This window comes from Arthrobacter sp. Y3223151, assembly GCF_059091125.1.
Genome location: NZ_JBNHGI010000001.1, coordinates 476599 through 488843 on the forward strand (window position 1 = coordinate 476599; position 12245 = coordinate 488843).

The 12245-nt window shown below is 67.0% G+C and carries 9 protein-coding genes; 3 read left to right on the forward strand and 6 right to left on the reverse strand.

Translation table 11 applies throughout. The features are described from left to right. Positions 1–27 precede the first annotated feature (27 nt). Both AC5RUP_RS02330 and AC5RUP_RS02335 read right to left on the reverse strand, forming a co-directional pair. Positions 28–1386, reverse strand: coding sequence for a protein kinase domain-containing protein (locus AC5RUP_RS02330; RefSeq protein WP_494153872.1), 1359 nt, complete (start codon positions 1384–1386; stop codon positions 28–30). Positions 1387–1497: 111 nt separating this feature from the next. Continuing rightward, complete coding sequence (locus tag AC5RUP_RS02335; protein WP_494153871.1) at positions 1498–2475, reverse strand: LysR family transcriptional regulator; 978 nt, start codon at positions 2473–2475, stop codon at positions 1498–1500. A gap of 74 nt (positions 2476–2549) precedes the next feature. Between AC5RUP_RS02335 and AC5RUP_RS02340 the strand changes: the two genes are divergently transcribed. Beyond that, a complete protein-coding gene (locus AC5RUP_RS02340) occupies positions 2550–4298 on the forward strand; it encodes an L-aspartate oxidase (protein ID WP_494153870.1) in 1749 nt (582 codons plus the stop codon). 12 nt (positions 4299–4310) lie between these two features. On the opposite strand, the gene AC5RUP_RS02345 is transcribed toward AC5RUP_RS02340, so the two are convergent. Together AC5RUP_RS02345 and AC5RUP_RS02350 are read right to left on the reverse strand one after the other, a co-directional pair. Continuing rightward, positions 4311–4496 carry a PspC domain-containing protein gene (locus tag AC5RUP_RS02345; RefSeq protein ID WP_494065340.1) on the reverse strand — a complete coding sequence of 62 codons (186 nt, stop codon included), beginning with the start codon at positions 4494–4496 and terminating at the stop codon, positions 4311–4313. 99 nt (positions 4497–4595) lie between these two features. After that, positions 4596–5414: a class I SAM-dependent methyltransferase gene (locus AC5RUP_RS02350; protein WP_494153869.1), complete on the reverse strand. Its 819-nt coding sequence runs from the start codon at positions 5412–5414 to the stop codon at positions 4596–4598. Positions 5415–5710: 296 nt separating this feature from the next. Between AC5RUP_RS02350 and AC5RUP_RS02355 the strand changes: the two genes are divergently transcribed. Together AC5RUP_RS02355 and AC5RUP_RS02360 are read left to right on the forward strand one after the other, a co-directional pair. Continuing rightward, positions 5711–6439 (forward strand): TetR/AcrR family transcriptional regulator, encoded by a 729-nt coding sequence (locus tag AC5RUP_RS02355; RefSeq protein WP_494153868.1) that lies wholly within the window; start codon positions 5711–5713, stop codon positions 6437–6439. Between the two features lie 82 nt (positions 6440–6521). Continuing rightward, positions 6522–8618 carry a 3-hydroxyacyl-CoA dehydrogenase NAD-binding domain-containing protein gene (locus AC5RUP_RS02360; protein WP_494153867.1) on the forward strand — a complete coding sequence of 699 codons (2097 nt, stop codon included), beginning with the start codon at positions 6522–6524 and terminating at the stop codon, positions 8616–8618. Between the two features lie 155 nt (positions 8619–8773). Here AC5RUP_RS02360 and AC5RUP_RS02365 read toward each other — a convergent pair whose 3' ends face one another. Then, positions 8774–9976, reverse strand: a complete 1203-nt coding sequence (locus tag AC5RUP_RS02365; RefSeq protein WP_494158280.1) for an MFS transporter — start codon at positions 9974–9976, stop codon at positions 8774–8776. Positions 9977–10004: 28 nt separating this feature from the next. Next, positions 10005–11687 carry an ATP-binding cassette domain-containing protein gene (locus AC5RUP_RS02370; protein ID WP_494154211.1) on the reverse strand — a complete coding sequence of 561 codons (1683 nt, stop codon included), beginning with the start codon at positions 11685–11687 and terminating at the stop codon, positions 10005–10007. Positions 11688–12245 lie beyond the last annotated feature (558 nt).

Sequence of the window (12245 nt, forward strand, 5' to 3'; positions counted from 1 at the left end):
GTTGGCACGGGGCCTCGCCAACATTGCTCAGACCGCGACAGCGGCAGGGGGCGACTGGTACCGGCGGCTTTCCAAGCGCAACTCCAAGTCGTCCATTACCAGGGCGGCCAAGTCCTCCAACGTCTGAGTGTCGTCGTCACCGAAGTCGCGCGGCTCGAAGTCCAGCACGCAAAGGGTGCCCAGGTTGAATCCGTCCCGGGTTCTCAGCGGGACGCCGGCATAAAACTTCAACCCGAAGTCGCTGGCCACCAGCGGGTTGGCAAACGCCCGGGGATCCGCGGGCGCATTATTGATGATCCAAGGTCCGTGCTGCAGGATGGCCGAGGCGCAGAGTCCGGGTTCCCGGTCGATTTGCTCGATGTCCAGGCCGTGGTGTGACTTGAACCAGATGCGATCGTGGTCCACCACGCTGACAATGGCAATCGGGGCGGCGAGAAGGCGGGAGGCCAGTGCGGTGATGCGGTCGTACGCTCCGTCCGGCGGCGTGTTCAGGATCTCGTAGCGTCGAACCGCTTCCATGCGTTGAGCTTCGTCTACGGGGATTATGGAGGCGTCCACCCTATGCCGGCCCCGGAGGGCGAGCCCCAAATCAGCCAATGCCAGTGCCACCTCCCGCCCTGTGGGCCGTTCCTCTGGTTCACGTGCCATCATGGCGGTCAGCAACCCCGCCCACTCCGGCCCGAATCCTGCGGGGACGTCCGGATCACGCAGCAAACGGGCAACAGCCGACTCCAGCGGCGGGCCGGGAAAGGCAGCCTGGCCGGTAAGGCATTCCAGCAGGACCAGGCCCAGCGAATAAATGTCGCTGGCCGGGCCTATCGGTTCGCCCCTCGCTTGCTCCGGGCTGAGGTAGGCAGCTGTCCCGTAGACCCCCGGAACATGGGCATCATCGGAAACCACCATGGCGACTCCGAAATCGGCGAGCTTGGCGCGCAGGCGCGAGCCGTCGTCGTCGTAATTGAAGAGCATGATGTTGCCCGGCTTTACGTCGCGGTGGACCACCGAGGCGTTGTGGATGTAGGCCAGTCCCTCGGCCAATTCGCGCCCGATTTGGGCAACGTGGCGGGGCGGGAGGGCACCTTCGGCCAGCCGCACCCTCAGGTCGGCGCCTTCAATTAGTTCCATCACCAGATAAATTTGCGGATGTCCGGCTTCGATCTTGTCGATGCCTGCGTCCAGCAGGGTCACCAGATTCGGGTGGTTTAGCCGGGCCAAAAGCTTGATCTCCGCGTTGTCGCGGTGGAATTCTTCCTCGTCCATCGTGGGCCGTTGAATAACCTTGACGGCTACCTCCCGCCCCAAAATCTCATCTCGAGCCCGGTAAACCTTGGCGTTCGCTCCGGTACCTGCCAACTCCCTGAGCAGGTAGCGCCCGTCGAGCAGCATTCCGGATCGATCTAAATGAGGCGCCAACGTCTCCTGCTTCCCGGCTGCCTGTTTAACAGCACCCTTAGCATCTTACGGTGCAGCGGCGGCCCGTCGTGGTAGCGGTTGGGTTCATCCGCGACGCGGCGTCACGGTCACGAGTCGCGAGAGGTCGGTGCCCGGGGCGGCGAGTCGGTCCACGGTTTCGAAGACGAACTGTTGCATGGCCGCTGCCGCGGCCGAGGGCGGGACGTCGGTACGCCGGGCCAAGTTGACAGTCCGAGTCAGGTGGGGGCTCACCAGGCGGGTGCTGTCCAGCGAGGGGCGGTCGATGACCACCATGGCCGGAACCACGGCCACCCCCAGCCCCCGTTCCACGAACCGGAGCACTGCGTCCATCTCGGCGCCCTCGACGGCGATCGTCGGGGTAAGTCCCGCAGCGGAGAAGGCCGCGTCGGTGGCCACGCGCAGGTCGTAGCTGCGGTTGAACGCGACTTGAGGGATCTCCGCCAGCTCCGCCAGGGTGAGCTCGGCCCGGTTCGGGCGTCCGCCCCGTTGCTCCTGCCCGTGTCCTGGCATCGGGGAGCCCGCGGCTGAGATCACCACCAGTTCCTCGGAAAGCAGGGGGATCAGCTCGGTGCCGGCTACGGATGGTTCGGCCCCGCGGGTGACCATCAGGGCAAGGTCCAGGGCGTTCTCGTTCAGGGCGTCCACCAGGGAGCGCGAGCCGCCCTCTGTGATGTGCAGGTCCACTCCGGGATGCGCGGCCCGGAAGGCCGCCAGCACGTCGGCAACCAGTGAGACGCACAGGGTAGGCGGGGCGCCGAGCCGGACGTGGCCGCGCCGAAGCCCGGCCAGTTCGTCCATCTGCTCGCGGGCGAACCGCGCGTCGCCCAGCATCCGCCGCGCGATGGGCAACAGCACCTCGCCCGCGTCGGTCAGCGTCACCCCGGCCGGTCCGCGGCGGAACAGTTTGGTGCCCACGTCGGCCTCCAGCGCGGCGATCTGTCGGCTCAGGGACGGTTGGGCCAGGAAGAGCTCCTCGGCGGCACGGGTGAAGTGGCCGTTCCGGGCCACGGCCTCAAAGGAGGACAATTGCTCGAGTTTCATCATAGCCTTTTCGCATCAGTTCTATCCAGACAATGCATTGGACTCATGATACCCGCCTTCCTAGCATGGGAGATATGAGCACAAAGCACGCCGCCGAGCAACTGTTGTCCACCTCTGTCCTCGTCATCGGTACCGGTGGTGCCGGATTGCGCGCCTCGATCGAACTGGCGCAGCGCGGGGTCCAGGTGCTGGCGGTGGGCAAGCGGCGCAAGCACGACGCCCACACCACGCTGGCGGCCGGCGGCATCAACGCGGCGCTGGCCACCATGGATCCCGAGGACAGCTGGCAGCAGCACGCCGCCGACACCTTGCGCGAGTCCTATTTCCTGGCCGATCCGGTCATCGTGGAAACCGTGGCGCGCAATGCGGCCGGCGGCATCGAGGACCTGGAGAGGTGGGGAATGCCCTTCGCCCGGGAGGAAGACGGCCGGATTTCCCAGCGCTTCTTCGGCGCCCATAAGTACCGCCGTACTGCCTACGCCGGCGACTACACCGGCCTGGAGATCCAGCGCACCCTGATGCGCCGCGCGGCCGAACTGAACGTGCAGATCATCGACAGCATCTACATCACCCGCCTGCTGGTGGCGGACGGCACCGTCTTCGGCGCTTACGGGTTCGACGTCGTGGACGGCACGCCCGTGCAGATCCACGCCGACGCGGTGATCCTGGCCGCCGGCGGGCACACCCGCATCTGGCGCCACACCTCCTCCCGGCGGGACGAGAACACCGGCGACTCCTTCCGCCTGGCGGCCCTGGCCGGAGCCCGGATCCGGGACGCCGAGCTGGTCCAGTTCCACCCCTCCGGACTGCTGGAGCCCGACGATGCTGCCGGCACCCTCGTCTCGGAGGCAGCACGCGGCGAAGGCGGCATCCTCACCAACGCGCTCGGCGAGCGCTACATGGAGCGCTACGATCCCGAACGCATGGAGCTCTCCACCCGCGACCGGGTGGCCCTGGCCGGATATACCGAGATCGCCTCGGGCCGGGGAACCGAGAAGGGCGGGGTCTATCTGGACGTGTCCCATCTGCCCCGGGAGGTTATCCTGCAGAAGCTGCCGCGGGTCTACCGCACCTTGATCGACCTGCAGATGGTGGACATCACGACCACGAAAATGGAGATCGCCCCGACCGCGCACTACTCCATGGGCGGGGTGTGGGTGGCCCCGGAGGACCACGGCACCGGCGTGGACGGGCTGTACGCGATCGGCGAGGCGTCCTCGGGTCTGCACGGGGCGAACCGCCTGGGCGGGAACTCGCTGATCGAACTGCTCGTCTACGGACGCATCACCGGCGGGCACGCCGCAGAGTACGCCGCCTCCCGCACCACCGTCCGCCGGGACCCCTCCGCCGTCGAGTCCGCCCGCGCCGAGATGCAGGCCCTGCTCAGTGAGCGCGGGACCGAGTCGGCCCGGCGACTGCAGCGCGAAGTGCGCAACCTGATGACGGAGCACGCCGGCGTCGTGCGCACCGGGCAGGGGCTGCAGGACGGCCTGAACAGGCTTGCCGCCCTCGAAGAACGGGCGCGGCACGTCACCGCGCACCCGGACATCGCCGGGTTCGACGACCTGGCGCACGCCTACGACCTGCTGGGCTCGCTCCTCGCGGCCCGGGCCACGCTCGAGTGCGCCCTCGAGCGGCGTGAGACGCGGGGCTGCCACAACCGTGCGGACTTCCCCGAGATGGATCCGTCATTGCAGGGCAACTTCGTGTGGTCCCCGACCGAGGGAGTCAGCTTCGAGGCCCTGCCCCCTGCCCCGGACTCCTTCCGGTCCCTAGCCGAAGCCGACGCCGACGACTCGATGGCCGGCAAGCTCGTCGAGTAGCCCTGCGCGAAGCTACACCTGAGCCTTGGGGATCATGATCCACAGCGCGATGTACACCAGTTCCCCGACACCGACCAGTCCGAAAATCACGAACCCGAGACGCACCAGCACTTTCGGCAGGCCGAAGCGGGCGGCCAGGGCCGCGCAGACACCGGCGATCAGCTTGCCGTTCCGGGGACGAACCAATGCAGCAGCCATGGCCACAGTCTAGTAACCGAAACCGGTTTCCGAACAGCATCCCGCGACGGAAACGGCCCGGAGGCACCGATCTGCTTCCCGGCCGCTAGTCCGGCGCGGTCACCTCTTGCGGGCCGTGAACAACAGATACTCCCATTCCATCCGGCCGTCGCCGAGATCGTGCCGGCGGGCCAGTTCTTCGAGTTCTTCATCGAGGGCTTTGACCCGGTCGTGTTGATCCGCGATGTAGCGGAACGTGTTGATGGTGGGGCCATAGGTGGCCTTGAAGAAGTCGCGGAACTCCGCGGCGGTGGCGAACCTGTCGACCGGCAGCTTTTCGCGCCTGGCCACGACGTCGGTGGCCCGGTCCCCGAGCAGGTCCAGCACGTGCTGCTCGTTGCCCCACAGTGGCGGGGGTTGCGCCCCCGGAGGAGGCGGGGGTGCGTAAGGCCTCATCGTCGCGAACATCTGGCCGATGAAGCCTTCCGGAGTCCAGTTGGCGAGGGCGATCGTGCCGCCGGACCGCAGCACGCGGACGAGTTCGTCGGCACTCGCCTGGTGGTTGGGGGCGAACATGATCCCCACGCAGGAGATCGCGGCATCGAACGTACCATCGCCGAACGGAAGGTTCTCGGCGTCGGCCTCCTGCCAGTCCACGGAAACCCCTGCCTCCTCGGCCAACCGGCGCCCTTTCTCAAACAGCTCGGGAGTGAGGTCGGCCGCGGTGACCTGTGCCCCGGCCTGCGCCGCGGGGATGGCCGCGTTGCCGGAACCGGCGGCAATGTCCAGAACACGGTCGCCCTTCCGGATGCCGCTGGCCTCGACGAGAGCGCTGCCCAGCGCCGGGATCACCTCGGTGGCGACGGCGGGATAGTCGCCGAGGGCCCACATGGCCCGGTGCTTTGCCTTGATCCCCGAATCTACCGGTTGATTGCTCATGGCCCTTCCTCCTGCGATTGAAGGCCCCTCGTTTGGGGTTCTTCAAGGATGGGTCCGGGGCCGGATAAATTCCAGTGAAAAGATCCGGACGCGGCGGCCGCGGGCGGAACCTGCGCTGCCGCCGCACATCACGGGCCGAGGACCTCCGCGGCCTTCGCGGGTGGTGGCTGGCGGCGCCTGGGCACAGGGCCGGCGCTGTTGGCCGGTGGCGGGGCTACTGAACCGGTTGGAAGTCGCGTCAACCCCAAATACGGAGTCTCCGCGCGACCCTTTGAGGTCGGTAGTACCGTGGGACCGTGGCAGAAGACTCATTGCGGGCAGAAAACGCAAACCCCTCGCGGGATAGTGAACGGGGTGCCAAACATCCGGCTGGCCCGCGTTCGCTTGTCGCAGCAACGGCGGTGCGGCTTTATGCGACCAACGGCTTCGAGGCAACCAGCGTGGAACAAATCGCGCAAGCCGCAGGAATATCACGCAGCACATTCTTCCGCCAGTTTCGTTCCAAGGAGGACGTGGTTTTTGCCGACCATGACGAATTGGTGGACCAGACGGAGGCCTTCCTAGCCAGTGGCCACCAGGACCCCTGGTTGGCGGTCTGCGAAGCCGCCGCCTTCGTGTTCGAGCATTACGCACAACAGGGCGAGCTTGCCAGGCAGCGCTATGCCGTGGTCAATGCCATCCCCGCACTGCGGAATAAGGAGTTGGTCACCGTCTTCCGGTACGAGCGCTTGTTCAACGTGTACCTGAACCGGACGCTGCCGGGACTGGCACCATTGGACGGGATCCGTTTTGCGTCAGCCGTTGTCAGCACCAACAATTACTTCCTCCGCGCTTTATTGAAGGGCGACGACGGCCCTCCCGCTGCTACTGAACTGTGGGCGGAACTCAACAAGGTCCGGCGCATGCATGGCGTCTTAACCGATTCCTCGGGCAGGCCTGATGACGTAGTCGTTGCGGTCTTTCCTCGCTCGACGCCGGGGGCCGAGATCGCCCGAGAGATTCAGCGGCGACTTCAGCAAGAGTAGCGGGGCATGAAACGGAGTCTTACTTGACGTGAGACTCCGTTTCACATCAGACTGGTCAGCAGTCGACCTGTGAGGGAGCACCATGGGCCAAAAGCCGGCCGGTACTGAAGGCCAACCAGCACATCCTGCGGTGAACGCCGAGATAACTACCCGGATTGATACTGCTTATGTCGACCATGCCGGCTTCCGCTTTGCCATTCTGACCCTCGCGACTTCTGGCGGCCGCCCCGCGACGCTGAGTCCGGCATCATTGGCCGAATTAGAAGCCGTAATTCAGGCCTTGGATTTGTCCCGTGCCGACGCAGTTGCCCTGACCGGTACGGGATCGGTGTTTTGTGCCGGAGCTGACCTGAAGAAAATGGTCGAGGCCACCACGCGGGAACAGGCCGAAGAAGTGGCCCGGCAGGGCCTGGAAACGTTTGCCCTGTTGGCTGCCCTTCCGGTGCCGACCTTTGCCTTCGCCAACGGGATTGCGCTGGGCGGCGGACTGGAACTGGCACTTCACGCGGACTACCGCACTGCCGCCGACTCGGTGCGCGCTTTGGGGTTTCCAGAGGTCCGGCTCGGCCTTGTCCCCGGCTGGGGTGGGATCTCCCGCGCAACCGCGCTGCTCGGTCCCGCCGAGACGGCCAAGCTAGTGGTCACTGACTCGTTGGCAGGCAGGAATCTCCACGCGAATGCCGCAGCTGATCTCGGCTTGATCGATGCCGTACTTCCCGAGACCGGCTTCCTGGCTGCCTCATTGGATTTTGCGGCGGGCATTCTCTCGGGCGCCGCCCCGGCGCCCACGCGAGCCGGCCTTGCTCCGGCGCCCGAGTTCATGGGTGCGGAGGGGCAGACATCGTTGGAGGCCGTCCGGACGAAACTGGACGAGCGGTTGCACGGCGCTGCCCCCGCTCCCTACCAAGCGTTGGAACTGATCGCCGCTACGGCTGAATCCGCGGGCGGTTTCGGGCAGCAGGCGGAGATCGAGGTGTTCGGCAAATTGTTGCTCTCAGATCAGGCCCGCGCCAGCATCTACGCCTTCCAGCTCACCCAGTCCCTTGCGAAGAAACCGGCCGGCAGGCCCTCGGTCGAACCTCGGCCAGTACGTTCGGTCGGCGTGGTCGGCGCCGGACTGATGGCCAGCCAACTCGCCCTCGTCTTTGCACAACGGCTGCGTGTCCCTGTGCGAATCACGGATCTGTCGCAGGAGCGCATCAACGCGGCGATGACCTGGATACTCGCGCAGTTGGAGAAGCAGGTGGCGCGCGGGAACATGCAAGACGCGGATGCCCAAGCCATAGGCAACCTCATTAGCGGAGGCACCGACAAGGCTGCCTTCTCGGATTGCGATGTGATCATTGAGGCGGTCTTCGAAGAACTGGAAGTAAAGCGCGCTGTGTTCGCCGAGCTGGAACCGCTCCTGCGGCCGGAGACTCTGCTGCTGACCAACACCTCCTCTCTATCGATTGAGGCGATGGGCACGTCCCTGACCAGGCCCGAGCGGTTGGTTGGCTTCCACTTCTTCAACCCGGTGGCCGTGCTGCCCCTGGTGGAAATCATCTCCGCACCGAAGACGGATGAAGCTACTCTTGCAACAGCATTTGAGCTCGCTGAACGGCTGGGTAAGACACCCGTACTAACCAAAGACAGGGCGGGGTTTGTGGTGAACCGCGTGCTGACGCGGCTCTTTGACGAGGCCCTTTCCCTGCTCGACGAAGGCGCGGATCCGGCTGGAGTCGATCATGCTCTGGATCCACTGGGCCTGCCCATGACTCCACTGGAACTCCTGCAGTTCATCGGCCCGGCTGTGCAATTGCATGTCTGCGAGACCATGCACCATGCTTATCCTCAGCGCTTCGGCGTGAGCCGGAGTTTGGCCGCGCTCGTCTCAGCGGGGCTGCCTGGCTATCTGGACAACGAGGGGTGTCTTTCCCCGGCCGCGGCCGCCCTGCTGCCGGCCTCACATCCCGTCGATCCCGCCATAGTCCGGGGCAGAATTCTGGCTGCGCTCGCTGAGGAAGTTCAGGAGATGCTGAACGAGTCAGTCGTTGCGGGACCGGAACAGATAGACCTGTGCTTAATCCTGGGCGCCAACTATCCCTTCCACACCGGCGGCCTGACCCCGCTTTTGGACCGAGAAGCAGGCACGGGCTTCCATCCGGGGTTGCGGGTTCCTGTCCCAGCAGCCCCATAGCCCTTGACCGGGCCGGTCCGTGACGCCGCCGCCAAGTCCGTCATCATGCGACATGTTCTTCAGGCCGATGCGGGACAAAACCCTGCGCTGCAGGCGTTGCTGCGGGATCCCGCTCACTGCCCGCGCCGCAACGGTTGATCATTTTTGTGCCGCTACTACCTCAAACGGCGCTGTTCGCGGGCGGCCGGGGCGGTCAACAGCGAGGCGACCATCACCGCGGCCACGGCCAGCAGGGCGTTGCGGAGGCCCACCTGTTCGCCCAGAAACCCGAGGAAAGGCGGTCCGGCCAGGAACGCCACATAGCCCAAGGTCGAGACCACCGACACCCGCCCGGCGGCTCGGGCCGGATCGTCCGCGGCCGCGGACATGCCCATCGGGAAGCCCAGCGCGGCGCCAGCGCCCCAGAGCACGGCCCCGGCAAAGGCCAGCGGCAGGTTCGGCGCTAGCACGAAGAGCAGCAAGCCGGCCAGGGCGGTGCCCAGGCTGACCCGCAGCACGGCCACGCGTCCCCAGCGGTCGATGAACCGCCCGCCGGCCAGGCGCAGCAGCGTCATGGCGGCCACGAAGACCCCGAACATGACCGCGCCCGTCGCCTCGGTGGCGCCGAGCCCGACGACGGTGGCCTGGGCGATCCAGTCGTTGGCGGCGCCCTCGGTCAGGGCGGCCCCGAGGACGACGACGCCGATCAGCACCGTGCGCCGTTCCCGCCAGGCGGCGAAGCGGCCGGGGCGGGCCCCGCCGTCGTCGTCATGCTGGGGGCGGTGGGGCAGGAAGGCCCGCGGCACCACCCACGTGGCGGCCGCGACTACCACCGCCAGCACCGCCAGATGGGCGGCCAGCGAGACCCCGAGCACCGAGAGCCAGGCGCCGATCATGGCTCCGGCGAACGCGCCCAGGCTGAAGGCGGCGTGGAACTTCGGCATGATCGTGCGCAGCAGCTTCCGCTCCACGTCCGCGCCCTCGATGTTCTGCGCCACGTCCCACCAGGCCACGCCCACGCCGTAGCAGAACAGCGCCGCCGCCGCGGCGGGAAAGGAGCCGGCCGCCAGCGCGGCGGCGAGTCCGGCCGCGCTGGCGGCTGCGATCAGCCCGCCGGCCCGGACGCTGTTGGCCGTGCCGATCCTGGCGGCAAGCGGGCCGGCCAAGGGCAGCGAGATGACCGAGCCGAGGCCGAGGGCCAGCAGGAGCGCGCCGATGCTGCCGGCGCTGATGTCCAGCGTCGCCGCCGCGGCCGGGATGCGGGCCGCCCAGCTGGCGAAGACCAGTCCGTTGAGCCCGAAGATGGCGAAGGTCGCGTAGGTGGCGGCCCGGACCGGGCGGGGCGGTTTGCCGGGCCGGCGCTTCGCGGCCTTGCTCAGCTCGACGTTCTCCCCGACGCCGGGCGGTTCAGCGCTCCCGGACAACGCGTTCCTCGTCCCAGACCGGGGTTTCGCTCTCGTAGACCCTGCCGTCGGAGCCGAAGACCAGGAACCGGTCGAAGCTGCGCGCGAACCAGCGGTCGTGGGTCACGGCCAGTACGGTGCCTTCGAAGGCGTCGATGGCCCGCTCCAGTGCTTCGGCGGAATGCAGGTCCAGGTTGTCGGTGGGCTCGTCGAGCAGCAGCAGGGTGGCGCCGGACAGCTCCAGCAGCAGGATCTGCAGTCGGGCCTGCTGGCCGCCCGAGAGCAAGTCGTACAGCTGCTCCGCCTGCCGGGCCAGGCCGTAGCGGTCCAGGACGGCGGCCGCGGCCTCGCGGCCCAGGCCGGAGCGGTGGTCGTCGCCGCGGTGCAGGATATCCACCAGCGACTTGCCCAGCAGGTCCGGCCGCACGTGGGTCTGCGCGAAGAAACCGGGGCGGATCCTGGCCCCGAGTTTGACCGTGCCGGTGTGTGGCACGTCGGCGATCTGCACCTCGGAGACCGGCAGGTGCTCCTTCTCCGGGTCGGTGCCGCCGCCGGCCAGCAGGCGCAGGAAGTGGGACTTGCCGGAGCCGTTGGACCCCAGCACGCCCACGCGGTCACCAAACCAGATCTCGGTGCTGAACGGCTTCATCAAACCGGTCAGCTCCAGCTTGCTGGCTACCACCGCCCGCTTGGCCGTGCGCCCGCCCTTGAGCCGCATCTGCACGTTCTGCTCGATCGGCACGGCCTCGGGCGGACCGGCCTCGAGGAACTTTTGCAGCCGGGTCGTGGCGGCGTGGTAGCGGTTGGCCATGTCGGAGCGGAAGGCGGCCTTGTTCTTGTACATGTTCACCAGCTCCTTGAGCTTGGTGTGCTCCTCGTCCCACCGCTTGCGCAGTTCTTCGAAGCGGGCGTTGCGGTCGTCCCGGGCCTGCAGGTAGCTCTCGAAGCCGCCGCCGTGAACCCAGGCGGTGGCCCCGAGCGCGCCGGGTTCGAGCGTGACGATCCTGGTGGCGGCATTGGCCAGCAGTTCACGGTCGTGGCTGACGAACAGCACCGACTTCCGGGATTCCCGCAGCTTCTCTTCCAGCCAGCGCTTGCCGGGCACGTCCAGATAGTTGTCCGGTTCGTCCAGCAGCAGCAAGTCGTCCGGGCCGGCGAAGAGCGCTTCCAGCACCAGGCGCTTTTGTTCGCCGCCGGACAGGGTCGATGCGGTGCGGTGCTGCGCCCGGTCGAAGGGCATGCCCAGGGCCGCCATGGTGACCTCGTCCCAGACGGTCTCCTGCTCGTAGCCGCCGGCGTCGCCCCAGTCCGCGAGTGCCTGCGCGTACCGCATCTGGGTGGGCTCGTCGTCGTGCTCCATCATGGCCAGTTCGGCTTCATCCACGGCCCGCGCCGCGGCGGCGAGGGCCGGCGGGGCTGCGCCGACCAAAAGGTCGCGTACCGTGGTCCCGTCCCGGACCTGGCCGACGAACTGCCGCATGATGCCCATGGCGCCGGAGCGTGCCACCGCGCCCTCGTCGGGGGCGATGTCGCCGGCGATGATGCGCAGCAGGGTGGTCTTGCCGGTGCCGTTGGGTCCGATCAGCGCGGTCTTGGCGCCGTCGGCGACCTTGAAGCCGACGCCGTTGAGCAGCTGGCGGCCGTCGGAGAGGAAATAGGCGATGTTGGAGACGTCGAGATGGGCCACGGATCCAGTCTGTCATGGTCGCGGGCATACGAAATGGCCCAAAGTCAGGCCTCCCCATTAGCCAACTCACTTCGAGCCATTTCGTGTGCGGCATCGGATCCACCGCCCGAAGGCAGGTCCCCCCAACACGGATCCCTGGTGCCGCCGCCTCCGGTGTGGTCTCCCGTTCCGGTTGCTGACACCTTCAATCATGGTCCCGGCGGCTTCGGTTTGCCAGATCAATCCACCCTAGTTAGGAAAACCTAGGGTGCTCCCTGATTGGATGCCCGCTTGTTGCAATACCCCCCGCGCTGTGCTTGGTCTTCGTCGAGTGGCGCCGAGATGGCCAGTCTTGGCTCCTGCCATTGGATGCCCATTGACGGAGCGCAGGTTGTTGGGGCCGCCCATAAATTCGAGCCCATCGCGCGCCCAGCACCGGGCAGGCGACCAGGAAGGCAGAGTGTAACCGCATGTCGGGCCTCGGCACGAACTCGCGAGCTGAGGGGCCAGCGTGCCTGACCACAGGTTGGCGTCGAAAAGTGCCGAAGCGCCTGGTCGGCCAAGATACGCCCCCATCCT

Coding starts and splice junctions, on each gene's coding strand:
- AC5RUP_RS02330 (WP_494153872.1), bottom strand. CDS start 1,386: ATGCTGCTCGACGGGCGCTACCTGCTCAGGGAGTTGGCAGGTACCGGA.
- AC5RUP_RS02335 (WP_494153871.1), bottom strand. CDS start 2,475: ATGAAACTCGAGCAATTGTCCTCCTTTGAGGCCGTGGCCCGGAACGGC.
- AC5RUP_RS02340 (WP_494153870.1), top strand. CDS start 2,550: ATGAGCACAAAGCACGCCGCCGAGCAACTGTTGTCCACCTCTGTCCTC.
- AC5RUP_RS02345 (WP_494065340.1), bottom strand. CDS start 4,496: ATGGCTGCTGCATTGGTTCGTCCCCGGAACGGCAAGCTGATCGCCGGT.
- AC5RUP_RS02350 (WP_494153869.1), bottom strand. CDS start 5,414: ATGAGCAATCAACCGGTAGATTCGGGGATCAAGGCAAAGCACCGGGCC.
- AC5RUP_RS02360 (WP_494153867.1), top strand. CDS start 6,522: ATGGGCCAAAAGCCGGCCGGTACTGAAGGCCAACCAGCACATCCTGCG.